Origin of the sequence: Rhizobium sp. CIAT894, from assembly GCF_000172795.2 — a bacterium.
GTDB lineage: Bacteria > Pseudomonadota > Alphaproteobacteria > Rhizobiales > Rhizobiaceae > Rhizobium.
In genome coordinates, this window is the sequence record NZ_CP020947.1 from 3,229,387 (window position 1) to 3,255,338 (window position 25,952).

Sequence of the window (25,952 nt, forward strand, 5' to 3'; positions counted from 1 at the left end):
TAATTGTTCTTATTTATTCCGGCGGCCTGCAACATAACTGTAATCGAGGCATCGTAGTTTCAAGATCCGCTGAATTAGCAGATCGAGTATAAGTCGGGGATAATGCACAGCCTTCTCGGCAGCTTTTAGGCACGCAACAACAGATCGGCGGTCCGGCCACGATCGACAGCTTTGACCAAACTCAATCTCCTCTTCCCTCCCCGCAAGAATTTCCGCAATGTCACGAGTCGGAGGAAGACAAGGGGAACTCGATGTATGAATATGCCATAGCATGTGAATGGCTCGCCTTCGCGGCGCGCTGGTTCCATGTCGTTACCGCGATCGCCTGGATCGGATCGTCCTTCTATTTCATCGCGCTCGATCTCGGACTGGTCAAACGCCCGCATCTGCCGCCCGGCGCCTATGGCGAGGAATGGCAGGTCCATGGCGGCGGCTTCTATCATATCCAGAAATATCTGGTGGCGCCGGCTCAGATGCCGGAACACCTGACCTGGTTCAAATACGAGAGCTATTTCACCTGGATTTCAGGTTTTCTGATGCTCTGCATCGTCTATTACGGCGGCGCCGACCTCTTCCTCATCGACCGGCATGTGCTCGATATCAGCCCGCCCGTCGCCATCCTGATCTCGCTGGCATCGCTGGCCTTTGGCTGGATCGTCTACGACCTGCTGTGCAAATCGCCGCTCGGGCGCAACACCTGGGGCCTGATGGCGGTGCTCTACGTCGTGCTCGTCTTCATGGCCTGGGGCTATACGCAGCTTTTCACCGGCCGCGCCGCCTTCCTGCATCTCGGCGCCTTCACCGCGACGATCATGTCGGCCAACGTCTTCATGATCATCATCCCCAACCAGAAGATCGTCGTTGCCGATCTGATCGCCGGCCGCACGCCCGATCCCAAATACGGGCAGATCGCCAAGCAGCGCTCACTGCACAACAACTACCTGACACTGCCCGTCATCTTCTTCATGCTGTCGAACCACTATCCGCTGGCCTTCGGCACGGCGTTCAACTGGGTGATCGCCGCGCTCGTCTTCCTGATGGGCGTCACCATCCGCCATTGGTTCAACACCACCCATGCAAGGAAAGGCCGGCCGACCTGGACCTGGATCGTCACCGTCATCCTCTTCATCCTGATCATGTGGCTTTCGACCGTGCCGAAGCAACTCACCGGCGAGACCGATGCGGCGGCTGTCGCGCCAGCCTTCCAGCAATTTGCCGGCGATCCGCATTTTCCCGCCGTCAAGCAGCTGGTCTCCACGCGCTGTTCCATGTGCCACGCGGCCGAGCCCGCCTATGAGGGTATCGTGCGGCCGCCGAAGGGCGTGATGCTCGAAAACGACGCGGAAATCGCCGCCCATGCCCGAGAAATCTATATACAGGCAGGCCGCAGCCATGCCATGCCGCCGGGCAACGTGACCGATATCACGCCGGACGAACGCAGGCTGCTCGTCGCCTGGTTCGAAAGCGCAGTCGAAGGCAAGAAACAATGACGACGACACTTCTCCGCGGCCGCCTCCTCTCTTTTCATCGCGCGCCGCTGAGCCTCGCCGACAGCCAGAGTTATCTCTACGAGGAAGACGGCGGCCTGCTGATCGAGGACGGGCTGATCGTAGCAGTCGGCTCCTATGCCAACGTCAAGGCGAAAGCCGCCGAAGGCACGGCCGAGATCGACCATCGCCCACATCTGATCATGCCTGGCTTCATCGACATGCATCTGCATTTTCCGCAGATGCAGGTGATCGCCTCCTATGCCGCCAATCTGCTCGAATGGCTGAACACCTATACTTTTCCCGAGGAATGCCGTTTCGTCGAAAGCGCGCATGCTGAAAGGATCGCCACCCATTTCTACGACGAACTGATCCGCCACGGCACGACGACAGCGGTCGCCTATTGCTCCGTGCACAAGACCTCGGCCGACGCCTTCTTCGCCGAGGCGATGAAGCGCAACATGCGCATGGTCGGCGGCAAGGTGATGATGGACCGCAACGCCCCGCAGGGTCTGCTCGACACGCCCGAGATGGGTTACGACGAGACCCGCCAGGTGATAGCCGACTGGCACGGCAAGGGCCGCAACCATGTCGCCATCACCCCGCGCTTCGCCATCACCTCGACCCCGGCGCAGATGGAAGCGACTGCAGCGCTCGCCCGAGAATTTCCCGACCTGCACATCCAAACGCATCTTTCGGAAAATCACGACGAGATCAAATTCACCTGCGAACTCTATCCGGATGTGATCGACTATACCGACATCTATGCCCGTTACGGTCTGCTCGGGCCGAAAAGCCTCTTCGGCCATGCCATCCACCTGTCCGAGCGTGAAGCCGATGCCATGAGCGAGACGGGTTCCGTCGCCGTCCACTGCCCAACCTCGAACCTCTTCCTCGGCTCCGGCCTGTTTCCGTTGAAGGCATTGGCGCGCCGCGAAAAGCCGGTCCGCATCGGTGTCGCCACAGATATCGGCGGCGGCTCCAGCTATTCGATGCTGAGGACGATGGACGAGGCCTACAAGATCCAGCAGCTGCTCGGCGAACGGCTGAACCCGTTGGAAAGCTATTACCTGATGACGCGCGGCAACGCCGAGGCGCTGTCGCTCGCCGACCGGATCGGCACGCTGGACCCCGGCACCGAAGCCGATCTCGTCGTCCTCGACGCGGCGGCGACCCCGGCCATGGCGTTGAAGATGGAAGCGGTGAAGACGCTGCCCGAGGAACTTTTCCTGCTGCAGACGATGGGCGACGACAGGGCGGTCGTCGAGACCTATGTGGCGGGGCTAGCCTTGAAAAAGAACCTTTAGCGAACTTGCAAAAATCTGCCGATCTTCCCATACTTCTCCAAGGAGATAGCCTATGGACCTGACCGTTTCATTGCCCGATGAGCTGGCGAGCTACATCAAGAGAAAGATCGATTCCGGCGGTTACAGCTCTTCGAGCGATGTCGTGAGCGAAGCCCTTCGGCTGCTGGAAGAGCGCGACAGCACCAAAGCCCGCGAGACCGAACGCCTGCGCAATGCATGGCAGGAGGGAATGAAAAGTGGCGATTTCGCCCCTCTGGACATCGATGCCGTAAAAGCTGAAGGGCGCCGGCGATTTTCAGGATCAAAAACCTGATCGATGGCCACGGTTCTCTATTCGAGCCGCGCCCGCGCGGATATGCTGGACCTGTGGCTATGGATTGCCGAAAAGAGCGGCCCACCAATAGCCGATACCATGATAGACCGCATCGAACGGCGCATTTCTTCGCTCGAACGACATCCTCAGATGGGTCCCAAGCGACCTGCGATCGCCAGGGATGCCCGGGCCCTGGTGGTTGAAAGATGGCTTGTTCTTTACTCCTGCGATAGCACTGATGTTCATATCGTGCGCATCATCGATGGAGCCAGCGACCTTCGCGATATTAGCTGGGAGGAATAATCGCTTTTCCGCATCGCCGCCGCTGAGGACCTTCGAATTCCCCTCACACTCCCGCGAATTCCATGTTACGCCGGATAGCCGCATTCAGATGTGAAGGTTCAATTCATGGCCACTCCGCTCACCATCGCCGATCTGAAGAAGCTCGCACGGCGCCGTGTGCCGAAAATGTTCTTCGATTATGCGGATTCGGGCGCCTGGACGGAATCCACTTATCAGGCGAATGAGAGCGATTTCAGCCGGATCAAACTGCGCCAGCGGGTGATGGTCGACATGACCGACCGCACGCTGGAAACGACGATGATCGGCCAGAAAGTGTCGATGCCGGTAGCCATGGCACCGACCGGCCTGACCGGCATGCAGCATGCCGATGGCGAGATGCTGGCGGCGCGTGCCGCCGAGGAGTTCGGCGTTCCCTTCACGCTTTCGACGATGAGCATCTGCTCGATCGAGGACGTCGCTTCGGTGACGACGCGCCCCTTCTGGTTCCAGCTCTATGTGATGCGGGACAAGGATTTCGTCCTCGGCCTGATCAACCGCGCCAAGGCCGCCGGATGCTCGGCGCTGGTGCTGACGGCCGATCTGCAGATCCTCGGCCAGCGCCACAAGGACCTGCGCAACGGCCTGTCTGCGCCACCGAGATTCACCCCGAAACATCTTTGGCAGATGGCGACCCGGCCCTTCTGGTGCCTGGATATGCTGCAGACCAAGCGCCGCACCTTCGGCAACATCATCGGTCATGCGAAAAATGTCTCCAGCATCACCTCGCTCGCCGCATGGACGCACGCACAGTTCGACCCCCGGCTCTCCTGGGCCGATGTCGCCTGGATCAAGGAACAATGGGGCGGACCGCTGATCATCAAGGGCATCCTCGATCCGGAGGATGCGAGGGCAGCGGCCGATACCGGCGCCGATGCGATCATCGTCTCCAATCATGGCGGCCGCCAGCTCGATGGCGCCCCCTCCTCGATCAGCATGCTGCCTGCGGTCGTCGATGCTGTCGGCGACCGCATCGAAGTCCATCTCGACGGCGGCATCCGCTCCGGCCAGGATGTGCTGAAGGCCGTGGCGCTCGGCGCCAAGGGCACTTATATCGGCCGCCCCTTCCTCTATGGCCTCGGCGCCATGGGCAAGGAAGGTGTGTCGCTGGCGCTCTCCATCATTCGCAAGGAGATGGACATCACCATGGCGCTCTGCGGCAAGCGCGACATCAACGACGTGAACGCATCGATCATATCAGGGCGCGGCTGAGAGAAATCGGCAAGGGCTGGACGCCTGACGGCGTCGGCAGGACCTGTGATATACGCAGCCGCATGCGTATCAGCACAGCGGCTGGCCGTCGCCCGCAGTGAACAGAAGGATCGCAAAAATCACGAGACAGGCGGCGAGCGCCAAACGCTGCCGCCAGACGATGCGGCGCGATCCGGCAATCCGCATATCGAGGCCACGCGGTGTCCTATCAGGCTTACGAAGCTGCATTCGAGACAGCAGGTCGTCGACGGCGGCAAGACCGGCGGCCTCCGTCTCGTGGCTCGACGCGAGGCGAAACAGCAGCGCATCGAAGAGGAGATGGACCGCCAGCGCAAGGACGATCAGACAGAAAACCACCATCAAGAGCCAGCCGAGCGATGGAGCGAAGCCGCGACATCCCGCGGTGATCGGGCCGGCGATCAGTGGCAACAACGCCGTCAGCCCGCAGCAGATCGAATTGCCGCCGAGATTTCGTGCCGCTGCCGAGGCCGTGCTATTCCACTGCGTCATTGCAGGCCCTCCGTCACGGCATGGATGCTTTCCGCGGGCAGATGAACACGCCGCCCTGCCCGTTCGATCAACCGCACGGCTTCGACTGGATCTTCGCAACGCCGGCTGATGAGCAGCCAACGCGCGATGACCCAGGCGCTGCGCTGGAAGCCCAACGCACAGCAGACGAGAACCGGCCCCTGCTGGCGCGCAGCCTCGATGACATCAGCCGCGGCAAGCGTCTGGATCTCGTCGAGGGCTATAAGGTCAAGGGTCGGAAAGCTGCACCAGCGTGCGTGCGTCCCGCTCGGGCGTGGAAGTTCACCGGCCATGTCGATCACCGTGGCAAAACGGTCGGCTTCATGGCGATGCGGAAAACGGCCGAGATGGACGCCATCGGCAATCGCCACCGATGCCGGCATTCTCCGGGTCCAGAGCCGAATGTTGATGTGGGCGCCGAGCCGGTAGGGTGCCAGCAACCAGCGGCTGGCGAGCGTGACCCGGCCATCGACGCGTTTCTGGAAGATCTGCGGACCGGCGCCGAAATATCCGAGCGCGACAATCGCCAGCGCAACAGCCGGCCAGAGCAACAGCAGCGCTGCCGCCGATAGAGGAGTGCAGAGCGCTGCAAGGCCGAGAAATACGACGGCGCCGCAGAGATAATAGATGCCGAGACGGCGCGACTTCGGATCGCCGCTCATTGCAAAATTCGCAAGAGGCGAACCGGCATCGCGCGGAAAAAGCCAGGCAGCAAACAGGCCGAGCAGCATGCCGGTCGGTATGTCGATGACGTGATGCTGCCACGTGGTCAGCACCGAGGCACCGATCAGGAAGCACCAGGCGTGCCAGGCAAGCCGTGCCCTCTGCGGCAGCCGGCCGCGCAGATGGTCCCAGATCACCACCAGCAGCGCGATATGCAGCGACGGCGCCTGGTTGAACGGTTTATCGAAGCCGCCGAGCACGGCGAACATGAAACCGGGCAGGCCGCTCGTTGCCGGCCGCACGAAGGTCGCTTCGAGCGGAAACGCGATAAAACAGGCGACCGCTATTAACTGGATCGTCAGATAGCGTCTCGCCAGCCTATCGACATCCCGCGGCGTCGCGTTGATGAACAGGCAGAGCCCGTAGAACAGGTTGATCGACCAATAGGGAATGATCGTCCATGCGAAGAACGGAATAGCGCTTTCCCATGCGAAGGCGACGTTCGGCACATGGACGCGTTGCGATGCCAGCCAATTGGCGCTGCCATAGCTCAGATAGAAGAACGGCGCCAGGAAGGCGAGCCAGAGCGCCGCCCGCTTCAGGACCGGCGCTGTCTGGGAAAGAGTAGAACGTACCTGCCCCAAGGCTTTGCCCTCAAACTCTCTCCGCCAGCGAGACGGTGAAAATACCCCACTGGTCGATGCGCTGTTCGATCTTGCGGAAACCGGCTGCGGCGACCAACTGGTCCATTTCCTGTTGCGTGCGCCGCCGCATCACCCACGCCTGACCACCACGGTGGGAGGTGAGCGCACGGGCAATCATCTCCAATTGCGGATGCCATGGCTGGTTGGTGTAGACGAGCAGACCACCGGGCTGCATCGCGCGGGCGATCCCATCGAGTGAAGCGGCGATCATCGCATTGTCGGAAAACAGCTCGTAAAGACCGGAGACGATCGCCAGATCCGGAGCCGGCGTGATGGCTGCCAGCCCCTCGCCGTCAAAGGCATCCTGCTGACGGAAATTGACGAAATCACCCAGTCCACGCGCGGCAATGCTGGCACGGCCGGCGTCGACGTTGATCGGGGAATAATCCTGCAGGCGCGCACTATCGGGACGCACGGCAGCCATTTCGATCGCATCGAGGACATAACGGCCGTGCCCGGCCGCTATGTCAAGCATGTGGGTACTGCGGCCGGCGGCTTTCAGGCGCTGCAGCGCGTACTCGATCAGCTCCTGCAAATGCAGCTTGCGCTGCCTGATGCCGCGCCAGCCGATCGCCTCGAGAAACACCTTGTCGATCAGCCGCCCGCCGGGACCGAGTCCGCGCGGCTTGTTCTCGTAGACGTAATCCAGCGTCGAGCCGGAATCGAAACCGGTCTTGACCCCGGTCCTTATGCCTTCGGACACCAGCGCGCCGAGCCTGATGTTGAGACGGCTGAGCGCCCAGTAGATGCCGCGTGGGGATGTGGCATCCAGCGGGCTCGCGAGCCGGTCGGCCTCGTCCTTGGTATAGCCCTGGACATGGGCGGTGCGCAGATCGGCAGGCGCCCGGGGCTCAGCGAAACGCGCATCGATAAAACGGCGGATCTCGGCGAGCGCAATCGCGCGATCCTTTTCGCCAAGTGTGTCGTGGTAGAAGCCGGCAAGCACATGCCGTTCCTTGATGCGACTGCCGAGGTTTTCGTAAAACCGATGCTGCGGCGCGTGCCGCACCACCCAGTCGCTGCCGGAGATCAGCAGCTGGGTCGGCACGGTGATGGCGCGGGCGTCGCCGACGACGCGGGCTGCCGCCTCATAGAGCTGCAACAAAATGTTGGAGGCAATCGGCCTAGATATCAATGGGTCGGATTCGTACGAGGCGATGCGCGCGGGATCATGCGTCAGAAACCTCGCCTTGACGTAGGAATTGACGAAGAACGTTCCCTTGAGCTTTTCCCAGAGCGCAATGCCTTCCCTGGCAAACGGCACGTAGAGCTTGACGCTGAAGGCCGGCGAGGCCAGCACCAGCGCTCGGATCGGCGGTGCATAGTCGTGCACCCAGGTGCTGGCCAGTACCGCGCCGACGCTCTGTGCAATGACGGCGATGTCTTCGACTGGAGTACCGCTTGTCTCGCTGACATGGCGGACAAAGCAATCGAGATCATGCGCCGAGGCCGCAAAGGATGGCGAATAGCCGCGCTCTCCGGGCGAACGCCCGTGGCCGCGTGCGTCCCAGGCGTAGAAGGCAAAATCATCGAGGCCGAGTTCGGTGGCGAGATGGGCGACGCGGCCGCTGTGCTCGTGGCCGCGATGGAGAAGAATGATTGCGCCCTTCGGCGAAGCACCGATCACAGGCCACGTCCGATAAAACAGTCGAGTGCCGTCATGCGATGCGAATTCGGATTCATGCATGGGTCTGGTCGTCGAGGACGGTTGCTCGCTATCGGCAGTCTGCAGCACGGTCGTCTCCAATTCTGATCGGTGGATAGGTTGCATCCATTGGCGGCAACAGTGAGTTGCTTTCATTGCAAAAGTCTAGCTGCAAATGATAAGTCCTTTGGGTGAGCCGATATGAAGTGCGGGCTTTCCCACAGCTACGACGATCCGCACTGCCCGAGCCGGGATAGACTGTTCAAATGCCGTAAAATTCCACTGAGGTCGCATGTCTGTTTATCAATTGAAGTCCCGGTTTCAGAATATTCTTCGCCCTCTGGTGCGCTCGCTTGCGGCACGAGGCGTCACCGCCAATCAGGTGACCTCAGTTGCCGCCGCCGTCTCGGTTGCACTTGGCCTTTTCCTGAGCCTCGCCCCGCTTCCGCATTGGTTCCTGCTGGTGCCTGTATGGTTTTTCCTGCGCATGGGCCTCAATGCCATTGACGGCATGCTCGCGCGCGAACATGGGCAGAAGAGTATCTTGGGCGCCTATCTGAACGAGATCAGTGACGTCGTCTCGGACGCCGCCCTGTATTTGCCGTTTGCGCTGATCGATCCGAACGATCTGATGCCGGTTATGGCCGTCATATTCCTCTCGGCGCTGACGGAATTTGCCGGCGTCCTGGGTCAAACGGTCGGTGCAAACAGGCGTTACGACGGGCCGCTGGGCAAGAGTGACCGTGCGGTGCTGTTCGGCGCTCTCGGCATCTTTATCGCCGTTGGCGGTACGTTTGCAGCATGGACCTCGTGGCTTTGGGCCGTGGTGGCTCTGCTTCTCGTATGGACCACCATCAACCGTATCCGCGCCGGTATTCGCGAGTCGCAAACGGCCGCCCGATAGAAAGCGCGCAGCCGATCGGCCGCCGGTTCTTCCATCGCCAATGTATTCCGGAAACTGTGTAGAACGCTCCTTCTTACGAGTTGCTTGGCTAGCGCTTCTTCCAGGCCTGTATTTTTTACCCCTCTCCTTGAAAGCACAAAAGCGGTGCTTTATGTTTTACTCATGGCAAACGCTGGCAAGACACAGCATCCATCGCAGTTGTGCTACGTGCTGGCACCGGATGATCGTGCCCGCCAGGCGCTTGATGACACCATCGCCGCCTATCGCAGAATGCTCGACATCCTGGGCGAGCTCATTCACGACAGGGCGGGCGCCAATCTCGTCGTCCTGCATGAGCTTGCCTATGAAACCGTTCGCGAACAGACGGGCCTGCCGGCACGGCTGGTCACACTCGGCCTTCGCGATTTCGCCGCCAACCGCGGCGTGATCGCCGATCCGCCGCAGCTGCCGCTCGACGACAAGCTCTTTGCCATCAAAGGCCCCGCGGATCTGACGATCGCCACGGTATACGGACGTGTTGCCGTGCCCTTCGATATCGGGGGCTATTCCAAGGGATGGGAGAGTATTTTTCCGGCCTATCTTGTTGCCGGACACAATCATTACGAGATTCACATCGGCGTCACGCCGAATTCCGCTCGGATGGAGGAAAACATGACGAATGAAGGCATTCTTTCCCGCATGGGCCGCCTGATCGCGGGTATCGCGAATGCAGCGGTCGACAAGGCGGAAGGCGTCAACAAGATCGCCGTGATCGAACAGGCGATCCGCGAGATCGACGCGGCGGCTGACGAGGCCCGCACAGATCTCGGCAAGGCGCGCGCCGAGGAATATCGCATCCAGAGCCGCAAGGACGAGATCGTCGGAGACATGAACGCGCTCGACGGAAAGATCCGCCTCGCCGTCTCTTCCGGGCGCGATGATCTGGCAAAGGCCGGCGTCGCCCGCCAGATCGATCTCGAATCCCAGATCGCCGCACTCGACAAGGCACTGGCCGACGCCAGGCAACAGCTGGACGAGGGCCAGAAAGCCCTGCAGGCCGTGCTCGCCACGCGCCGCGAGGCGGACGCCCGCCTTGCCGATTTCAAACGCAGTATCGCCAGGCATCCCGAGGACGCCGCTACAGGCTACAGCCGTCCCGCGCCGGGCGCCGATGCTGCCCGGGCTGCGGCGGCGGTGTCGCGGCTGACCGGTGTTCCATCAGGCGAACATACCCATAGTTCCGAACTGGACGAACTCGACCGGCTGCATCGCGAACAGGCGATCGAGGCGCGCCTCGCGCGCTTCAAGGCGGATAACCGGTAACGCCGATGGCACTTCTCTTCGCCCCCGAATGTGCCCCCTTCGCTATCGCCGCCGCCGTGCTCGCAGGCCTGACCGCAATCGAAATGCTTGCGACCGTCATGGGTTTTTCGATCATGGAATTTCTGGGAAAACCGGATTTCCATGGCCATGACGGGTTTTCGGGCTATCTGTCCTGGCTCAACGTCGGCGGCGTTCCCCTGCTCATCCTCATCATGCTGGCGCTCGGCTTCTTCGCCATGACCGGCTTTGCCATACAGGCCGTCGCCGACGCCTTCTGGGCGCCGCTTCCCGCCACCGTCGCCGCCATTCCCGCTATCCTGGTCGCCGTCCCCATGGTCAGGGCGTCGAGCAGAACCGTGGCGCGGCTCGTGCCGCACGACGAGACCTATGCCGTCGATCTCGACACGTTGATCGGCAGGACCGCCGAAGTATCGCTTGGACCGCTCGATCAGGGACTGCCGGGGCGCGTCCGCGTCAAGGACCAGCACGGAAACTGGCACGTGCTGCGAGCCAAGGCCGCCAGAGATCAGGAGCCTCTCAAGGTCGGCACCGAGGTTCTCCTCGTCGATCGCACGGCAGATGTATTTATCGCCATTCCCGCGCTGGCGGACCCCGCCGCAGCGGACAATCAATCTTTCAGGGAGCAGCCATGATGTATGACATTATTCTACCGGCCGGCATTGGCATCGTCCTCATTTTCGGCATCGGTTTTGTTCTCGCCTCTCTCTATACGCGTTCCAGCCGCGACGAGGCCTATGTGCGCACCGGCCTCGGCGGCCAGAAGGTCGTGCTCGACGGCGGTTCCGTCGTCCTGCCGATCTTCCACTCGATCGCCAGGGTCAATCTGAAGACTCTCCGCCTCGAGGTTCGCCGCGGCGAAGGCGACGCGCTGATCACCAAGGACCGCATGCGCGTCGATATCGGCGCCGAATTCTATGTGCGCGTGAAACCGGACGCCTCCTCGATCGCGCTGGCCGCCCAGACGCTCGGCAGCCGCACCAACGACGCCGAGGCGCTTCGCATCCTGATCGAGGCGAAATTCGTCGACGGCCTTCGCTCGGTGGCCGCAACCATGAACCTCGATGCGCTGCAGGAACAGCGCATGGATTTCGTCAAGGCCGTGCAGGAAGCCGTCGGCGCCGATCTCCAGTCCAACGGTCTCGAGCTCGAATCCGTGTCTCTCACTCGCCTCGACCAGACCGACATCAAGCATTTCAACGCCAACAACTTCTTCGATGCACAGGGTCTGGCCGCCCTGACGCGCATCACCGAGGGCCGCAAGAAAGAGCGAAACGAGATCGTTCGCGACACGGAAGTCGCCATCGCCCAGAAGGATCTGGAAGCCCGCCAGCAATCGCTGACCATCGAGCGGACGAAGCGGGAGGCCGAACTCAGCCAGGAACGCGACATCGCCAACAAATCCGCGGCGACGCGCGCCGAAACCGCTCAGCAGGAGCAGGCGGCCAAACGCGCCGAGGAGGAGGCCCGCATCGCCTCCGAACAGGCAATCGCCGAACGCGAGGCAGCCGCCAAGCAGGCCCGCGAAAGCGCAAACATCGATGCCGCCCGTGCCGTCCAGCAGCGCGACACCGAAGCCAAGCGTGACCTGCAGATCGTGGCCCAGGAAAGCGCCATCGCCGTCGCCAATAAGAGCCGCGAGGAATCCGAAGCGAAAGCGACTGCCGAAATGGCCCGCGCCCGGGCGATTGCAGCAGAAGAAAAGGTCGGCACGGCCAAAGCGATCGAAATTGCCGAGCGCGAAAAGCAGATTGCCGTGATCGACGCACGCAAGAAGGCCGAAACCGAAGCGACTGCCGTCACCGTCGGCGCCGAGGCCGAGAAACAGGCCGCGACCGACCAGGCGGAAGCCATCAAGACGCTCGCCACCGCCGAAGCCGATGCGGCGATCATCAAGGCCAAGGGCATCCTCGAAACCGGCCGGGCTCAGGCTGAAAGCGAGGCCCTGCTCAACGAAGCCCGCAACAAGCTGAGCCAGACCATCATCGAGTTCGAAATCACCCGCGAGCGTATCCGCATCATTCCCGAAGCGCTCGCCGAGGCGGTCAAGCCGATCGAGAAGATCTCCGACATCCGGATCTTCGACACTGGCGGCATGCTCGGCCGCGGCGGCGCGAACGGCGAAGGCGGCATCGGCATGGGCGAAGGCCTGGCCGGCCAGTTGCTCGCCTACCAGGCCAACAAACCGATCCTCGACAAGCTGCTGAAGGAAGCAGGCTTCGACGGCGACAACGCGATCTCGGCGCTCCTTGGGAATCTTGATAGCGCAAAACCGGCAAAGCCGGCCGCGGCTCCGGCAAAGCCTGCTGTCCCGGCCGCGGCTCCGGTAAAACCGGCGACACTGCCCGCAGCCCCGGCAACGACGATCGTTCCTCCGGCGCCGAAGAAGGAATGACCCCAGCAGGCTTGGGCTATTTTAGCCAACCTGCCGCCAGTGCGCTCGCCCAGTCGGCACGGCCCCTTTCGGCGGCCAGTGCCGACATCGCCATATGGTCATAGGCGACGTTCCTGAACTGCCATGTCCATCCCGCAGCCGTCTTTTCCAGAATGGCATAGCCGGCCAGCGGATGGCCGGCTTCGACCTTGTGGTAATAAGGCAGGACATCGTCATAGGCGGGGCAGCCGACACTGCCGGGATTGACGATCAAGCGACCATCGGAAAGGCGAACGGCGCGGGGCACATGGCTGTGGCCACAAAGGATCAGCGGCTGATCGATGCCTTCCGCCAGCGCCTCGATCGCTTCGATCGGCTTCAGGGAGACGATGCCCTCCGGCGAGACGGATTCCAGCCAGTAGAGATTGTCGTCCTTCGGAGTCGCGTGGCAGAGATAGGCCTCGCCGCGATAGACGGCATCGAACGGCAGGCCGCGGATCCAATCGAGATGGGATGGCGTCAATTGCCGATAGGCGGCGGCGTCCGAGGCATGCATGGCCGCCGGATCCTGCTCGATCAGATAACGGTCGTGATTGCCGCGAACCGAGGTCAGGCCAAGCGGCATCAGCATATCGGCGGTCAGGCCGGCCTCCAGCGGCCCGCTGAAGAAATCGCCGAGATTGACGATCTCCTCGATGCCCTCGGCGCGAATATCCGCAAGCACCGCTTCGAGCGCCAGATGGTTGCCGTGAATGTCGGCGATCGCAGCAAACTTCATTCAGCTGCCTCGATAGGTCGAATAACCGTAGGGCGAAAGCAGCAGCGGCACATGGTAATGGGCCGTGACATCGGCGATGCCGAAACGGATCGGCACGAGATCGAGGAAGGCCGGATGCGGCAGCGGCGTGCCGTTGCGCCTGAGATAATCGCCGGCGTGGAAGACGAGTTCGTAGGTTCCGACGTGGAAATTTTCACCGCTGAGGATCGGGCCGCCGTCGACCCGGCCATCGTCATTGGTCTCGACTGTCGTCAGGTGCATGCGGATTTCGCCGTCGAGCCGGAAAAGATCGATCCTGAGGCCGGCGGCCGGCTTGCCGAGGGCGGTATCGAGAACATGCGTGGTCAGTCCGGTCATGGGGCTGGCTCTTTGATGATGAAGGGGGATTCGAAGAAAAATTCCTCCAGATTATTATCAGGCCCGTCGCGGTCGACGACCAGGAAATCGGAGGCGTGGCCAAGCGCCATCAGCGGATGATGCCAGACATTGCGGCGGTAGTTCACGCCTTGATCCCCGCGTGCGAGAAACACCTGCGGCCGGCCGGGCCGTCCATTCCAGTCCTCGGAGACGACGACGAGGAAAGGACGGCCCGAAATCGGCGAGAAGCTCTGGCTGCCGAATGGATGGCGCTCCATCATGTCGACTTCATAAGGGAAGCTGCGCGGCTGGCCGCGGAAGAGATTGATGATGATACGCGCCCCCTCGCCCGTCGCCTCTGCGGCGGCGAGCGCATGAAAGCGCTCCGTCGTGCCGCCATTGATGAGCCGCATCGAGGCCGGATCGGCTTCGATCACCTCGCCGAAGGGAGCGAAGCTGGATCGGGTGAGCGGACGGATGTCGAGAAATTCGGGCAATGGTTTCACTCGCCTTGGGCATGCCAATCACGGACGGCATCGATCCCGGAAAGAAGCTCCGGCAGCGTGCGATACGTCTCCTCCCAGACGTCGACGGGATCGAGATCGAAGACGTCATCGAGGATACGGTTGCCCGTGCCGCAGATTTTCGTCCACGGCAACTCGGGATGCTCCGTCGCAAATTCCGGATGCGCCACCAGCAGGCGCGACGCCGCCGCACCGATGGTGAAATGACAGAAGGCAACCGCCTTGAAGGTGAGCTTGTCCCCGACGAAGGCGGCCCCATCCATTCCGCCGACGAAAGACAGTGCTTCGGATGCCGCCTCGTACATTTCATTGAGATAGTCGATTGTGCGCCGCTCTTTCATTCGGCCTCCGGCAGCATCGATGTCAGGCGGAGCAGCGCGATCCGTTCGACCTGCGCCGTGGCGGTCGCGAATTCTTCGTCTCGACCGTTGGAGATCCGCGTTTCGAAGGCGGCCAGGATATCGTCCTTGCCGAGCCCCTTGACGGCGATGATGAAGGGAAAGCCGAATTTCTCGACATAGGCCGAATTGAGTTCAGTGAAGCGGGCGTGCTCGGCGGGGCTGAGGCGGTCGAGACCGGCGCCGGACTGTTCCTTGCGGCTGTCCTCGGTAAGTTCGCCTGAAATGGCAAGGCGCCCGGCAAGATCGGGATGGGCGCGGAGCACGCCGAGACGTTCCTCGCGGCTTGCCGCGCGGAAGACCGCGGCAAGCACCGCATGCACGCCTGATGCGGTCAGCGGCGCGATCACGCCGCCGGCATCATAGGCACGCTCGGCGATGAAAGGCGAATGTTCGAAGACGCCGCCGAAGCGGGAGACGAAATCCTGACGCGACACCATCAGAGCGCGTCCGGATGATGGTGCTTGTGCCAGTGCTCGGCGATCTCGATGCGGCGCGGGATCCAGACCTTGTCGTGCTTCAGCACATATTCGATGAAGCGCTTCAGCGCCGCCGCCCGGCCGGGGCGTCCGACGAGACGGCAATGCAGACCGACCGACATCATCTTCGGGCTGCCGTCCTTGCCTTCCTCGTAAAGCGTGTCGAAAGCATCCTTCAGATAGGTGAAAAACTGATCACCGGTGTTGAAACCCTGGGGCGTTGCGAAACGCATGTCGTTGGTTTCGAGCGTATAGGGAATGATCAGGAAAGGTTTCCCGTCAACACCCTTCACCCAGAACGGCAGGTCGTCGGCATAGGAATCGGAAGAGTAGAGGAAGCCGCCCTCCTCCTGCACCAGCCGCAGCGTATTGTCTGATGGTTTGCCCTGATACATGCCGTAAGGCCGTTCGCCGGTGAGTTCGGTGTGCAGGCGCACGGCTTCGAGGATATGCTTGCGCTCGAGATCTTCGGGAAAATCCTTGTATTCCAGCCAGCGGTAACCGTGGCTGGCGATCTCCCAGCCGGCCTCCTTCATCGCAGCAACGGCTTCCGGGTTACGCGCCATGGCCAGCGTCACGCCATAGACGGTCGCCTGCACCTTGAGACCGGTGAACATCCGCCAGAGCCGCCAGAAGCCGGCGCGGGAACCATATTCGTAGATCGATTCCATGTTGAGGTTGCGCTGCCCCGGCCATGCGGCCGCACCGACGATTTCCGACAGCAGGTTTTCGGAGGCCGGGTCGCCTTCGAGAATGCAGCTTTCGCCACCTTCCTCGTAATTGATGACGAATTGCACGGCGACGCGTGCCTCGCCTGGCCACTTCGGATCGGGCGTCTGGCGCCCATAGCCGACGAGATTGCGCGGATAGGTCTCGGATACCATCAAATCACCTTCTAAAAAGACGGGGAACGGTATCATCCGCAGCCGGAATGTCGAGACGGAAACTGCGGAGCAGCATTTTCCCATTATGGAACAAATCCTTAGCGCGTCCGCATATTCAGGCGATCTTGCGCGCGCTGACCTTGCCCATCGGATGCAGCGAATGGACGCGGAAGGGGCCGCCGGTGCCCTCCTCGATCATCAGCGCCACATTCGAAACCATGACCGGCTCTCTCAGCACGGGCTCGAAGATCGTCCGCAGCGCCGGCTCGATGCGCGGCATGTCGATCGCGTTGATGGAGCCTGTCACCGGCATGTGGAAACGAAACTCATCCATCACATAAGGATTGCCCCAGCGATGCAGATTGGCGAACTGCGCCGCCGACAAGCCGTCCGGGTCGCTGCGTTCGATATCGGCTTCGCTGAGCGGCGCGCGAAAACGGTCGAATTCCTGCACGATCGCCGAGGCGAGATACTGAATCTGCTCGCAGGGTGTGTTCGGCAGCAGGCTGTAGAAATTGCCGAGCCGGGCGACTTCGAGGCGCGGAATCCGGAAGGGAAGCACCGTTCCGGAGAACCGCATCAGATCGCGCAGCAGTTGAGATTCCGACATGTCGGCAGACAGGTGGAACGGCGCCTTCAAAACACCGTGAAAACCATAGCGCCGCGGCACGGCCGTATGGAAGGCGATCTCGTGAATGCCGAGGCCGCGAACGGCCGGAGGCTCCGTCACATCGCCTGAAAATACGTTTCGGCCAAGCCAGTTGGCGGCCACGAGCGACAGCGGATCGCTCGCCGGGGGCGTGAAGCAAATGGCATAGCGCATGCAATTTCCTCCATCAAGGAAGTGAGCGCCATTCCGATCCGGCGCTGTCGATGCGCAAGCAGATAGGTGATTTGCATGACAAAATAACGAAACGAGGCGCCGGAAAGTTCACGTTTAACGTGAAGCGACGGCGATATGGCTTGAAATCGCAAAACTTTCCGGCAGCGAAAATCCGCAATCTGCATCGCCTGCGATACAAACCGCCGCCTCCGCCAGCCGATGTGCGAGCCCGAAGCTGACCTTGAAGCCGCCGGTCAGCGCGATCAGGCTGGGATGGTCGGGATGGCGGCCGATCATCGGATCGCGGTCGATCGCCTTCGGGCGAAGCCCCGCCCAGCGCTCGACAACCGGCGCGTCGCGGAGGATTGGCACGATGCCGCGCGCCGCCGCGATCAGCGCGTCGAGTTGGGCATCGGTCGAAGCCGGATCGTCGAAACGGTTCTCGCTGGTGCTGCCGATCGCCACATGCCCGCCCTCATGCGCGACGACATAGAGCCCATCGAGAAAGATCGTCGGCAGGGCCGGATCGAGATCGGCTTTCAACAGCGCCGCCTGTCCCTTCACCGGCTGGCCGAGCGGCTGTTTCAACCCCGGCGTCAGTTCCTGCAGCAACGGAAAGGACTGATGGCCGGCGGCGACGATACAGCGGCCGAAAGTGATGGTTTCGCCGCCTGTCTCAGCCGTACCGCGAGCCGGATCAAGATCGGCGACAACAGCATGTTCCATGATGCGCACATGGTTTGCCCGCCGCAGGAAGGCGGTGAGCACCGCGATCAGCGAGCGCGGCGCAACGCGGCCGGCCAGCGTGTCGTGCACGAAGCCGCTCTGGCCGGCAGAGGCCCCGATCCAGCCGTCTACACCGGGACCGTCGAGCACGTGCCAGTGGAAGCGGCGCTCGCCAGCCCGCCAATGGCGTTCGGCGTCTTCGCAATGGCCTCGGGCGATTTTGTGGAGATGCGGCTTGGGCAGCGGGATCAGCCGTCCCGAACGGCGATACCCGGCCGAAAGCCCGGTCGCCGCTTCGAGCATGGCAATCTCGGATTCAAGCGACACTAGCGCATCAAATTGGAACTGCTTCTTCTCCGACCACCGGTCCGGCATATGCGGCATCAGCGCGCCGAGCAGGCCGCCGCTCGCCCCTGCACCCAATCCGCCGGCATCGGCGATCAGCGTATCGATGCCGCGGCGCTCGGCGTGGACGGCCGCCCAGAGGCCCATGATGCCGCCGCCGACGATCAGCAAATCGCAAGAAGATTGACCGGACGCCGGCTGAGGATTATCGGCTTTTCCCATGACAGACGTGAACCCCGATCAGATTGGCGCGGGCGCGCCGCAGCCACTCGAATGGCGCGACGGCGATATGCCTTATTCCACCGCCTTTGGCGATCATTTTTATTGCCAGACCGATGGGCGGCTGGAATGCGGCCACGTCTTCCTCTCCGGCAACGTCCTGCCGGGGCGATGGAACGGCCGGCGGGAGTTCGTCATCGGCGAACTCGGCTTCGGCACCGGCCTGAACTTCGCCGAGACCTGGCGGCAATGGAAACTGCACCGCCTGGCAGGCCAGCACCTGCATTTCATCTCCTTCGAACTCCACCCGATGCGCGGCGAAGAAATCGGCCGGGCGCTCTCGCACTGGCCGGCGATCGATGCCGAACGCCAGGCGTTGACGGCGTCCTGGCCGCAAACGCCCGCCCACACCGTCTCGCTCGATCTCGACGACCAGACGCGGCTCAGCGTCGTCTGCGGACGGGCGCTCGAAGGCGTCACCGCGGCACGGCCCGGCTTCGACGCCTGGTATCTCGACGGTTTCGCCCCCTCGCGCAACAGCGACATGTGGTCGGAGGAACTGATGCGGCAAGTCGCCGAAAAGACTGTCCCAGGCGGCACCTTCGCCACCTATGCCGCGGCCGGCTTCGTGCGCCGTAATCTCATCGCCGCAGGCTTTGCCGTCGAACGCCGCCAGGGTTTTGCCGGCAAACGCGAAATGCTCTGCGGTGTCAGGGCGTCCCGCGATTGAGGCTTGTCGCTTTCATCACCGAAGTTGCTAACAGTTATCGCTTCATGGCATACCTTCTCAAAAGGAACGCTTATGGCAAGCAGCGTGAATCTAGGGCAGCAGCTCGAAAACTATGTAAACGAGCTCGTGAAATCCGGGCGTTACCACACTCGCAGCGAAGTTCTGCGCGAAGGCGTCCGGCTTGTCGAGGAACGGGAAAAACGGCTGACAGCGCTCGATCTTGCTATCGGCCGGGGGATCGCCGACGCGGAAGCGGGCCGCCTCAAACCCATTGGCGAAGTCGGCGCCCGCCTTGCTGCTAAATATAGCGGCCGTTCGTGATCGTCCTCAGCGAGCAGCCGGCTTCATTCATGAACTGGTTGAACGACGTGAGCGTCTGGCGGAGACGCCGAACGGTTTTTCACTGGTACCGCGCTATGAGCATACCGGCGTTCGCCGCCGTCCTTATGGCAATTATCTAATCTTTTATCGCGTCAGCGAGGTTAGCATCGAGATCCTGCACGTGCTCAATGGCGCTCAGGATTTCGAGAGCATTCTGTTTCCCGAAAATAGCCATCAATAGCTCGTACGCCCCGGCTGCTGCTCGTCCTTGCCGAGCCATTGCCGGATCTTCTCTTCCAGCAATTCCGGGCTGATCGGCTTCGACATATAGTCGTCCATGCCGGCGTCGAGGCAGGCCTCGCGATCGCTTTCGAGCGCATGGGCGGTGACGCCGATGATCGGCACGCGGTGCCCCTGCCCCTTTTCGCGTTCGCGGATGGTTTGGGTTGCCTGATGGCCGTTCATGACCGGCATCGACACGTCCATCATGATGATGCGCGGCGTATGCCGCTCCCAGGCGGCGACCGCCTCCTCGCCATTGTCGACGACCAGGAAGGAAAGACCCGTTGCCTGCAGGATCTGCGTGAAGACGATCTGGTTGACCTCGTTGTCCTCGGCGACCAGCACGTCGACGAATTCGGCCGCCCGCGGCTGCGGCACCGGCGCGGGCGCCGGAACTGGCATCGCCGCTTCGGCCTGCAGCCGGGCGACCTCGGCTTCGGAAGCCTGCTTGACGCGGCTGGCGCGCACCACTTCGACGACGGTATTGCGCAGCACGTTGGCGCGCGCCGGTTTCATCAGATGCGCCTGACCGTTCAGCGCCGCGAATTCCTTTTCCGTCCCCGAAATATCCATCGACGTCAGGAAAATGATCGGCAACTCGGCGAAGCGGCGATCGGCACGCAGCCGGCGCGCGACATCGGCGCCGTTCATATCGGGCATATGATAGTCGAGCACGACGGCATCGACGGTGACGCCGAGATCGGTCGCCGCCTCCAGGATCGCAAGACCGGTGCCGCCGCCCTCGGCGGCAACACCGTCGAAACCCCAGAGCGAAAGCTGCTCGGTGAGGATGCGCCGGTTCACTTCATTGTCGTCGACGACGAGGATGCGCGCGCCCTGCACGTTGATCGGCAGCGGCTTCGGCTCCAGGCGGGCGGCCGCCACCGCAAAGGGCAGATTGACGGTGAAGACCGAACCCTTGCCCCATTCGCTCTCGACATTGAGATAGCCGCCGAAAAGATCGACGAGCCCGGCGGTGATCGCAAGCCCGAGACCCGTACCCTCATGTCGCCGGGTCGAGGAAGCATCGACCTGCGAGAACTTGTCGAAGACCGATTCGAGCTTTTCACTGGGGATGCCGATCCCGGTATCCTCGATGCGAATACTCGCCATGATCTCGCCGCCCCCGGCCGCCTGGAAGCCGACATCGACGAAGACATGGCCGCGTTCGGTGAACTTGACCGCATTGCCGACGAGATTGGTGACGATCTGGCGGAAGCGCCCGGCATCGCCGATCACGGCGGCCGGCAGATCCGGTGCGGCGCGCACCAGCAGTTCGATATTCTTCTCGGCCGCATGCGAGGAAAGCAGCGTCGCCACGTCCTCCACCGCTTCGGTAATATCGAAGGCGGCTTTGCGCAGTTTCATCTGCCCGGCATCGATCTTCGAAAAGTCGAGGATGTCGTTGATGATCGTCAGCAGCGCATTGCCCGATTTGACGATGATGTCGACGAACGTCTTCTGCCGCGTGTCGAGATTGGTCTTGGCAAGCAGCTCCGCCATGCCGAGCACCCCGTTCATCGGCGTACGGATCTCGTGGCTCATATTGGCGAGAAATTCGGATTTGGCGCGGTCGGCGGCTTCGGCGCGCGACAAGAGATGCCGCAACTCCTCCTCGCGGCTCTTGAGCTCGGTGACGTCGGTAAAGAGCGCCACCCAATGCTGTCCCTCGCTGACCGTTGCGTCCATGTTCACCCAGCGCTCGCCGCCGACATGGAAGACAGTGGAAATCGGCAGCCGGGCGGCGATATTGTCGCGCCAGCCCTGCAGGATCTCGGCAGCGGCATCGTGGAAATCACCGCGCGCCGCACAGAATTCAAACATGCCGAGCCAGCCCTGCCCGGCTGCGATATAGGCGGGCGGGATCTGCAGGATATCGGCCATTGCCTCGTTGGACATCTTGATGATGCCGTCCTGGACGATGGCAAGGCCTTGCGACATCGCATGCGTCGCATCGCGCATCATCTCGCCGACCCGCTCGAGCGCGGCGCGAGTCTCGTGAATTTCCTTTTCCCGCTCGCGCACCGCCGAGATGTCGGCATAGGTGAGCAGGATACGGTCCTGGGAGATGCGGCGGCTGTCGAAGATGACGGATTTGCCCCCCGCCCAACCGAGTTCGATCGGTTCAGGCGCTTCGGCCTCGAACAGATGCTTGCGGAAAGCGTAGATCTCCTCCGGCGTCTGCGTGCCGTCGTAGCGTCCAAGCTCCAGATTGCGGCGGATAACGTCGATGAAGGGGCGGCCGTCGAAAGGATCGTCGAGCGGCAGATCCCAGATGCTGTAGAATTCGTCGTTGACGTAGAGAATCCGGTGATCGTTATCGAGGATCAGCACGCCGACCGGCAACGAACGAAGAATGCTCTCGATGTCGCGATGCAGTATTTCTTCCTGCCTGCGCGATTCAATCAGCGCCTTCTCGCGCTCCTTGAGCGCCGAAATATCGGAAAAGGAGCCGACGACATAGGTTCGTCCATCCCCAGTCATGACGCGGTTGACGCGTGAAATGACGGGATAGAGGTGGCCGCTCTTGCTCGGCATTTCGCTCTCGATCTCCACCGAGGTGCCGTGCTTCAACGCCAGCAGGTTTTCCTGGTAGATCGCTTCACCACCTTCCAGCCCGAACATTTCATATTCGGTCAGCCCCAGGACTTCGGAGCGGCTATGGCCGCTGAAAGTGTCATAATATTTGTTGGCGTAGACCAGGCGATGCCTGTCGTCGCGCACGAAGACCGCCACCGGCAGATCCTCAAGGACGGTGCGCAAAACGTCGAGTTCGTTGACGCTTTCTCCCCAGGCCGAATCGCCGGTGGGCGCAGGACGTGCGCCCTTGCGATGGGCGGCGTTGACAATCAGCGGCCGGCCGTCTGCCGCAAAGATGCCGATCGGATGGTCGAGCTTTTCCAGCGCCGCCCGCACCTGGGCGAAATCGGCGGCAACTCCGAAATCGTTTACACCACGAGAGCTGTCCGCGGTCTCCCTGTTGGTAGCGGCGCGGCGCTCGCGGGCCTCAAAGATGCCGAGCACATAGATCCGCTCCGGCGACGGCGAGAAGCTTTCGATCTGGATGCGCTCGTGGCCGAGGCCCGCGGCATCGAAGCAGATAGCGTTTTCCTCGGTGCCGAACACCAGCGCCCGGCGCTCCTTGTCCTCGCGCTCCTCTTCCTCGGGACGGTCGAACAGCTCGCGGCTGCGCCGGCCGATGAAATCGGAAATCTCGCAGCCCAGGAAATCCGCATAGGCCTCGTTGACCGCGACATAGCGCAGTTCGCTGTTCTTGACATAGGCCGGGGTGTCCAGATCGGCGATCCGGCGGCAAGCCAATTCCAGAATGTCCCCGGCTGATTTCAAGAAATGGTCGCTCCCGCAATGAATGAAATATCAACTACAAAGACTATAAGGCCAAGGCTTTTAATAAGGTTTTAACCATAAATTTCAGCGGGGGATTTTTACGGACTGTCTCATCAAGCAGAAGATGCGTCTCATTGGCAGCCCAAGCCCGCACGAGACTGAAAAACACCGCTATGACAGGCGATTCCGCATGCGCGGCACACCGCTACCTGTTGAAATCATGACGAAAATTTAATGCGGGAAGCGCTTGCACGGCCATCGCGCCGCCGCGATCCGGGCGGAGGCTGGACTTGGCTTTTCGGAAGCCAGTCTAGATAAGGAAATAGCATATGTCCGTTTTTCATAAGACCATGGCGACGGGCCTGATCGCGCTGACCCTTGCCGGCGCCTCGCTCGCCACCGCCACCACCGCCGATGCTCATCCGCGCGATGCCTTCTGGGGCGGCCTTGCCGCCGGCGTCGTCGGCGGCGCCCTGCTGTCCGAGGCCGCCCGCCCCGCCTACCCGGTCTATCCGGCCTACCCCATTTATCGCCCCTATCCCGTCTACCGGACCTACTACCGGCCGTCCTATTGCCACCTCGAATGGCGGCACGACGATTGGGGCAACCCCTACCGCGTCAAAGTCTGCCCGGAATAGAAACCCCATCCGGCGCCGCTTGACCTTCCGGCGGCGCCGGTCCACCTGCAACGGCAGCTTCCCCATTGGCATCGATAGCGTCGCGCATCGGAGCACCAATTTCGCGCGAAACTGTTCGTCACTCTGTTAAACAACCCAAAGGCAGTTAGGAATCCGCTCGAAGCGTTCATGCATCTTGCTTTCGCTATCGATCGCATTTCAAGCATTCTGCCAGACTTTGAGCGTGCAGAGAGGCAGCAACGGAATGGCCACGAATACCCCAGCTGCCGGTTGGGCGGCGGACGTCGTCGATTTCCTATCCCGAAACATTCCCCGCGACGATCGGGAACAGGGTTGGAACGATATGGCCCTGACGGCCTATCAGATCGGTTGTGAAGCTCTGGTGGCACTTGGACAGGCGGATGAAACCAATTGGGGCGCAATCCCGCGTAAGAATGCTCGGCTACCTCTCGAATTGCCACGTTGGGACGACCTGTGCGTCTCAGTGCTTCGATTGGCGGCACAACAAAGGTTGCTCTCTTATCGCCGGCCTGATGGCAGCGCGCCCCTACCGACCGGCGGCTGGCTCGTTTGCCGGATAGGCGAACCACCTCCGCCTCCACCGAACATCGCCGCTGCAAACGGCCTTGGCGCCGCTTTCGCAACACCCGAGATCTTGTCTGTCCTTCGGGCATTGGGGCTGCTGGCCGAAGGCTGTTGGACGGAGATTGCTGAAGCCGTGTTCTGGCGAGACTGGCCAGGGGAATGGGAAATGAGTTTCACCTCCGATTCCCGTTTCTCTGATGCGATTGAGCAAGCTCTCGCTACGGTACCGGCCGACATCCGCACCGAAATGGACAAATCTGTCACGATCACCGATGCGCAGGTGGCAGCCGAGATGCAGCGAAGTGCGGCAGCTGTAGAGGAGTGGCGCGCTAAATTCGGGCCGAACGCCAACATAATAAGCTCATCGGACACTCCGGAACGGGCAAGAAGTAGTTTAGAGTTCATGTGTCGAAACGAACTTGACTGGCTGTTCTTCCGCCGCTGGCGTCTGACCGACGGGTGGCTCACGTCGAAAGACGCAGCCAAAGCGCTTGGAATCTTTCACGACGATCTTGCCATCGCCATGCGGTGCGCCGTCATTGAGCGGCTCTATCCAAACTTGCCGTTTGCAGCCGCCAGATAGATGAGAGGACCAGCATGCCGGAACCACTCAAGAACCTGCTGCATGAGGCACTGGTCGGCGATATGGCCGATCGCATCGCCGCCAATGCGCCTTCCTTCGACAGAGATCGTTTCGTGGCGCTGGCGACCGATGGTCTCGCGGCGCTGGAACTGATGGAACGCTCGGCGCTGATCCGCGATGCGCTATTGGCTACCCTACCCCACGATTTCCCCGAAGCCGCCGACATCCTGAAGGCAAGCCTGCCTGCCGTAGGCAGGCCGGGACTGTCCGGCTGGATGCTGTTGCCGGTCAACCAGTTCATCGCCGCCCGCGGCCCCTATCATTTCGATCTCGGCCTCGATCTCCTCAAGGCGCTGACGCCGCATTTCACCGCCGAATTCGGCATCCGGCAATTCATCCACCGCGACCAGCAGCGGGCACTCGCCATCATCTCCGGCTGGGTCACCGACCCCGACCATCATGTGCGCCGGCTGGCGAGCGAGGGAACGCGGCCGCGCCTGCCCTGGGCCATGCGCCTGCCGCGGCTCGTGAAAGATCCTGCGCCGATCCTGCCGATCCTGACCGCGCTGCTGGGTGATCCGGAGGATTATGTGCGCCGCTCGGTCGCCAACAGCCTGAACGATATCGCCAAGGATCACCCGGATCTGGTCGCCGCCTTCATCGCCGGCCATATCGAGGGTGCATCAGCCGAGCGTCGCCGGCTGCTGAAACATGCCTCTCGCACGCTGCTCAAGAAAGGCCACGCGCAGGCGCTTGCAAATTTCGGTTTCGGCGCGGCTGCCGCACTGACATGCGAGCTGCGCCTTCTGAATGGCGAGGTGGTGTTCGGCGAAGGGCTGGATTTCGAAATCCGCCTGACCAATTCAGGCGAAACCGCGCACGCGCTGATGATCGACTATGCCATCCACCACGTGAAGGCCGATGGCTCGCTCTCGCCCAAGGTCTTCAAATGCAAAACGGTTACGCTGGCATCCGGACAGAGCCACGCGATCGGGCGCCGCCACGCCATGCGGCCGATCACGACACGGCGCTACTATCCCGGCGAACACCGCATCGCCATCCTGATCAACGGCGCCGAAAGCGCATCGGAAAGCTTCATCTTGAGAATGCCCTCGCCCGACCGGGGCTAATGCCTT

The 25,952-nt window shown here is 61.9% G+C and carries 27 protein-coding genes; 15 read left to right on the forward strand and 12 right to left on the reverse strand.

Annotated elements, in window-relative coordinates; genetic code table 11:
* The first annotated feature begins 251 nt into the window (after positions 1-251).
* The 5 genes from RHEC894_RS16035 (at position 252) to RHEC894_RS16055 (ending at position 4,658) form a co-directional block, all read left to right on the forward strand.
* The gene (locus RHEC894_RS16035; RefSeq protein WP_085738010.1) at positions 252-1,490 is read left to right on the forward strand and encodes a urate hydroxylase PuuD; all 1,239 of its coding nucleotides are present in this window, start codon (positions 252-254) and stop codon (positions 1,488-1,490) included.
* Positions 1,487-2,794 carry a guanine deaminase gene (gene guaD, locus RHEC894_RS16040; RefSeq protein WP_085738011.1) on the forward strand — a complete coding sequence of 436 codons (1,308 nt, stop codon included), beginning with the start codon at positions 1,487-1,489 and terminating at the stop codon, positions 2,792-2,794. Before RHEC894_RS16035 ends, guaD begins: the two co-directional genes overlap by 4 nt.
* A 52-nt stretch (positions 2,795-2,846) precedes the next feature.
* Positions 2,847-3,107: a type II toxin-antitoxin system ParD family antitoxin gene (locus RHEC894_RS16045; RefSeq protein ID WP_085738012.1), complete on the forward strand. Its 261-nt coding sequence runs from the start codon at positions 2,847-2,849 to the stop codon at positions 3,105-3,107.
* Between the two features lie 3 nt (positions 3,108-3,110).
* Complete coding sequence (locus RHEC894_RS16050; RefSeq protein WP_085738013.1) at positions 3,111-3,410, forward strand: type II toxin-antitoxin system RelE/ParE family toxin; 300 nt, start codon at positions 3,111-3,113, stop codon at positions 3,408-3,410.
* Between the two features lie 105 nt (positions 3,411-3,515).
* Positions 3,516-4,658: an alpha-hydroxy acid oxidase gene (locus tag RHEC894_RS16055; protein WP_085738014.1), complete on the forward strand. Its 1,143-nt coding sequence runs from the start codon at positions 3,516-3,518 to the stop codon at positions 4,656-4,658.
* 69 nt (positions 4,659-4,727) lie between these two features.
* Here the strand turns inward: RHEC894_RS16055 and RHEC894_RS16060 are convergent, their stop codons facing one another.
* Genes RHEC894_RS16060 through RHEC894_RS16070 form a run of 3 tightly spaced genes read right to left on the reverse strand, consistent with a single transcriptional unit; the run spans position 4,728 to position 8,288 of the window.
* Entirely contained in the window at positions 4,728-5,168 is a 441-nt protein-coding gene (locus RHEC894_RS16060) for a hypothetical protein (protein ID WP_085738015.1), read from the reverse strand.
* A complete protein-coding gene (locus RHEC894_RS16065; RefSeq protein ID WP_085738016.1) occupies positions 5,165-6,493 on the reverse strand; it encodes a phosphatase PAP2/dual specificity phosphatase family protein in 1,329 nt (442 codons plus the stop codon). The genes RHEC894_RS16060 and RHEC894_RS16065 overlap by 4 nt, the downstream gene beginning before the upstream one ends.
* Positions 6,494-6,503: 10 nt before the next feature.
* Entirely contained in the window at positions 6,504-8,288 is a 1,785-nt protein-coding gene (locus tag RHEC894_RS16070) for a bifunctional alpha/beta hydrolase/class I SAM-dependent methyltransferase (RefSeq protein WP_085738017.1), read from the reverse strand.
* Positions 8,289-8,490: 202 nt separating this feature from the next.
* Between RHEC894_RS16070 and RHEC894_RS16075 the strand changes: the two genes are divergently transcribed.
* The 4 genes from RHEC894_RS16075 (at position 8,491) to RHEC894_RS16090 (ending at position 12,817) form a co-directional block, all read left to right on the forward strand.
* A complete protein-coding gene (locus RHEC894_RS16075) occupies positions 8,491-9,102 on the forward strand; it encodes a CDP-alcohol phosphatidyltransferase family protein (protein WP_085738018.1) in 612 nt (203 codons plus the stop codon).
* A gap of 162 nt (positions 9,103-9,264) precedes the next feature.
* The gene (locus tag RHEC894_RS16080; protein WP_085738019.1) at positions 9,265-10,404 is read left to right on the forward strand and encodes a PspA/IM30 family protein; all 1,140 of its coding nucleotides are present in this window, start codon (positions 9,265-9,267) and stop codon (positions 10,402-10,404) included.
* A 5-nt stretch (positions 10,405-10,409) separates the two neighbouring features.
* Entirely contained in the window at positions 10,410-11,057 is a 648-nt protein-coding gene (locus RHEC894_RS16085; protein ID WP_085738020.1) for an OB-fold-containig protein, read from the forward strand.
* The gene (locus RHEC894_RS16090) at positions 11,054-12,817 is read left to right on the forward strand and encodes a flotillin domain-containing protein (protein ID WP_085738021.1); all 1,764 of its coding nucleotides are present in this window, start codon (positions 11,054-11,056) and stop codon (positions 12,815-12,817) included. The genes RHEC894_RS16085 and RHEC894_RS16090 overlap by 4 nt, the downstream gene beginning before the upstream one ends.
* A gap of 16 nt (positions 12,818-12,833) precedes the next feature.
* Here RHEC894_RS16090 and RHEC894_RS16095 read toward each other — a convergent pair whose 3' ends face one another.
* From RHEC894_RS16095 to RHEC894_RS16130, 8 genes are all read right to left on the reverse strand, one after another.
* Complete coding sequence (locus RHEC894_RS16095) at positions 12,834-13,574, reverse strand: metallophosphoesterase family protein (RefSeq protein ID WP_085738022.1); 741 nt, start codon at positions 13,572-13,574, stop codon at positions 12,834-12,836.
* Positions 13,575-13,931, reverse strand: coding sequence for a hydroxyisourate hydrolase (uraH, locus tag RHEC894_RS16100; RefSeq protein WP_010066677.1), 357 nt, complete (start codon positions 13,929-13,931; stop codon positions 13,575-13,577).
* Positions 13,928-14,428 carry an ureidoglycolate lyase gene (locus tag RHEC894_RS16105; RefSeq protein WP_010066678.1) on the reverse strand — a complete coding sequence of 167 codons (501 nt, stop codon included), beginning with the start codon at positions 14,426-14,428 and terminating at the stop codon, positions 13,928-13,930. The genes uraH and RHEC894_RS16105 overlap by 4 nt, the downstream gene beginning before the upstream one ends.
* A gap of 5 nt (positions 14,429-14,433) precedes the next feature.
* Positions 14,434-14,796, reverse strand: coding sequence for a HepT-like ribonuclease domain-containing protein (locus tag RHEC894_RS16110; RefSeq protein WP_085738023.1), 363 nt, complete (start codon positions 14,794-14,796; stop codon positions 14,434-14,436).
* Positions 14,793-15,293 carry a 2-oxo-4-hydroxy-4-carboxy-5-ureidoimidazoline decarboxylase gene (gene uraD / locus RHEC894_RS16115; RefSeq protein WP_085738024.1) on the reverse strand — a complete coding sequence of 167 codons (501 nt, stop codon included), beginning with the start codon at positions 15,291-15,293 and terminating at the stop codon, positions 14,793-14,795. Before uraD ends, RHEC894_RS16110 begins: the two co-directional genes overlap by 4 nt.
* Positions 15,293-16,216: an allantoinase PuuE gene (gene puuE / locus RHEC894_RS16120; RefSeq protein WP_010069467.1), complete on the reverse strand. Its 924-nt coding sequence runs from the start codon at positions 16,214-16,216 to the stop codon at positions 15,293-15,295. The genes uraD and puuE overlap by 1 nt, the downstream gene beginning before the upstream one ends.
* Positions 16,217-16,331: 115 nt before the next feature.
* Positions 16,332-17,039 (reverse strand): DUF1045 domain-containing protein, encoded by a 708-nt coding sequence (locus tag RHEC894_RS16125; protein ID WP_010069466.1) that lies wholly within the window; start codon positions 17,037-17,039, stop codon positions 16,332-16,334.
* Positions 17,040-17,153: 114 nt separating this feature from the next.
* Positions 17,154-18,332, reverse strand: coding sequence for an FAD-binding oxidoreductase (locus RHEC894_RS16130; protein WP_085738025.1), 1,179 nt, complete (start codon positions 18,330-18,332; stop codon positions 17,154-17,156).
* Between RHEC894_RS16130 and mnmD the strand changes: the two genes are divergently transcribed.
* From mnmD to RHEC894_RS16145, 3 genes are all read left to right on the forward strand, one after another.
* Positions 18,331-19,059: a tRNA (5-methylaminomethyl-2-thiouridine)(34)-methyltransferase MnmD gene (gene mnmD / locus RHEC894_RS16135; RefSeq protein ID WP_010069464.1), complete on the forward strand. Its 729-nt coding sequence runs from the start codon at positions 18,331-18,333 to the stop codon at positions 19,057-19,059. The two genes, RHEC894_RS16130 and mnmD, sit on opposite strands and share 2 nt — an antisense overlap.
* 72 nt (positions 19,060-19,131) lie before the next feature.
* The gene (locus RHEC894_RS16140) at positions 19,132-19,380 is read left to right on the forward strand and encodes a type II toxin-antitoxin system ParD family antitoxin (protein WP_010069463.1); all 249 of its coding nucleotides are present in this window, start codon (positions 19,132-19,134) and stop codon (positions 19,378-19,380) included.
* Positions 19,352-19,621: a type II toxin-antitoxin system RelE/ParE family toxin gene (locus tag RHEC894_RS16145; protein WP_245339473.1), complete on the forward strand. Its 270-nt coding sequence runs from the start codon at positions 19,352-19,354 to the stop codon at positions 19,619-19,621. The genes RHEC894_RS16140 and RHEC894_RS16145 overlap by 29 nt, the downstream gene beginning before the upstream one ends.
* On the opposite strand, the gene RHEC894_RS16150 is transcribed toward RHEC894_RS16145, so the two are convergent.
* Positions 19,615-23,010: a response regulator gene (locus tag RHEC894_RS16150; RefSeq protein ID WP_085738026.1), complete on the reverse strand. Its 3,396-nt coding sequence runs from the start codon at positions 23,008-23,010 to the stop codon at positions 19,615-19,617. The genes RHEC894_RS16145 and RHEC894_RS16150 overlap by 7 nt on opposite strands.
* Positions 23,011-23,339: 329 nt before the next feature.
* Here RHEC894_RS16150 and RHEC894_RS16155 point away from each other — a divergent pair, with 329 nt between their 5' ends.
* From RHEC894_RS16155 to RHEC894_RS16165, 3 genes are all read left to right on the forward strand, one after another.
* On the forward strand, positions 23,340-23,648 hold the full coding sequence (locus RHEC894_RS16155; RefSeq protein WP_085738027.1) for a hypothetical protein: 309 nt from the start codon (positions 23,340-23,342) through the stop codon (positions 23,646-23,648).
* A gap of 244 nt (positions 23,649-23,892) precedes the next feature.
* Complete coding sequence (locus tag RHEC894_RS16160; protein WP_085738028.1) at positions 23,893-24,816, forward strand: hypothetical protein; 924 nt, start codon at positions 23,893-23,895, stop codon at positions 24,814-24,816.
* Between the two features lie 14 nt (positions 24,817-24,830).
* Complete coding sequence (locus RHEC894_RS16165) at positions 24,831-25,946, forward strand: DNA alkylation repair protein (RefSeq protein ID WP_085738029.1); 1,116 nt, start codon at positions 24,831-24,833, stop codon at positions 25,944-25,946.
* Positions 25,947-25,952 lie beyond the last annotated feature (6 nt).

Bases quoted from the DNA above. Each gene is read 5' to 3' on its own strand.
- RHEC894_RS16045 (WP_085738012.1), top strand. From the start codon at position 2,847: ATGGACCTGACCGTTTCATTGCCCGATGAGCTGGCGAGCTACATCAAG.
- RHEC894_RS16055 (WP_085738014.1), top strand. From the start codon at position 3,516: ATGGCCACTCCGCTCACCATCGCCGATCTGAAGAAGCTCGCACGGCGC.
- RHEC894_RS16160 (WP_085738028.1), top strand. From the start codon at position 23,893: ATGGCCACGAATACCCCAGCTGCCGGTTGGGCGGCGGACGTCGTCGAT.
- RHEC894_RS16050 (WP_085738013.1), top strand. From the start codon at position 3,111: ATGGCCACGGTTCTCTATTCGAGCCGCGCCCGCGCGGATATGCTGGAC.
- RHEC894_RS16090 (WP_085738021.1), top strand. From the start codon at position 11,054: ATGATGTATGACATTATTCTACCGGCCGGCATTGGCATCGTCCTCATT.
- RHEC894_RS16125 (WP_010069466.1), bottom strand. From the start codon at position 17,039: ATGCGCTATGCCATTTGCTTCACGCCCCCGGCGAGCGATCCGCTGTCG.
- RHEC894_RS16130 (WP_085738025.1), bottom strand. From the start codon at position 18,332: ATGGGAAAAGCCGATAATCCTCAGCCGGCGTCCGGTCAATCTTCTTGC.
- RHEC894_RS16035 (WP_085738010.1), top strand. From the start codon at position 252: ATGTATGAATATGCCATAGCATGTGAATGGCTCGCCTTCGCGGCGCGC.
- guaD (WP_085738011.1), top strand. From the start codon at position 1,487: ATGACGACGACACTTCTCCGCGGCCGCCTCCTCTCTTTTCATCGCGCG.
- RHEC894_RS16155 (WP_085738027.1), top strand. From the start codon at position 23,340: ATGTCCGTTTTTCATAAGACCATGGCGACGGGCCTGATCGCGCTGACC.
- RHEC894_RS16080 (WP_085738019.1), top strand. From the start codon at position 9,265: ATGGCAAACGCTGGCAAGACACAGCATCCATCGCAGTTGTGCTACGTG.
- RHEC894_RS16165 (WP_085738029.1), top strand. From the start codon at position 24,831: ATGCCGGAACCACTCAAGAACCTGCTGCATGAGGCACTGGTCGGCGAT.
- RHEC894_RS16075 (WP_085738018.1), top strand. From the start codon at position 8,491: ATGTCTGTTTATCAATTGAAGTCCCGGTTTCAGAATATTCTTCGCCCT.
- RHEC894_RS16140 (WP_010069463.1), top strand. From the start codon at position 19,132: ATGGCAAGCAGCGTGAATCTAGGGCAGCAGCTCGAAAACTATGTAAAC.
- uraH (WP_010066677.1), bottom strand. From the start codon at position 13,931: ATGACCGGACTGACCACGCATGTTCTCGATACCGCCCTCGGCAAGCCG.
- uraD (WP_085738024.1), bottom strand. From the start codon at position 15,293: ATGGTGTCGCGTCAGGATTTCGTCTCCCGCTTCGGCGGCGTCTTCGAA.
- RHEC894_RS16085 (WP_085738020.1), top strand. From the start codon at position 10,410: ATGGCACTTCTCTTCGCCCCCGAATGTGCCCCCTTCGCTATCGCCGCC.
- RHEC894_RS16110 (WP_085738023.1), bottom strand. From the start codon at position 14,796: ATGAAAGAGCGGCGCACAATCGACTATCTCAATGAAATGTACGAGGCG.
- RHEC894_RS16095 (WP_085738022.1), bottom strand. From the start codon at position 13,574: ATGAAGTTTGCTGCGATCGCCGACATTCACGGCAACCATCTGGCGCTC.
- mnmD (WP_010069464.1), top strand. From the start codon at position 18,331: ATGACAGACGTGAACCCCGATCAGATTGGCGCGGGCGCGCCGCAGCCA.
- RHEC894_RS16060 (WP_085738015.1), bottom strand. From the start codon at position 5,168: ATGACGCAGTGGAATAGCACGGCCTCGGCAGCGGCACGAAATCTCGGC.
- puuE (WP_010069467.1), bottom strand. From the start codon at position 16,216: ATGGTATCCGAGACCTATCCGCGCAATCTCGTCGGCTATGGGCGCCAG.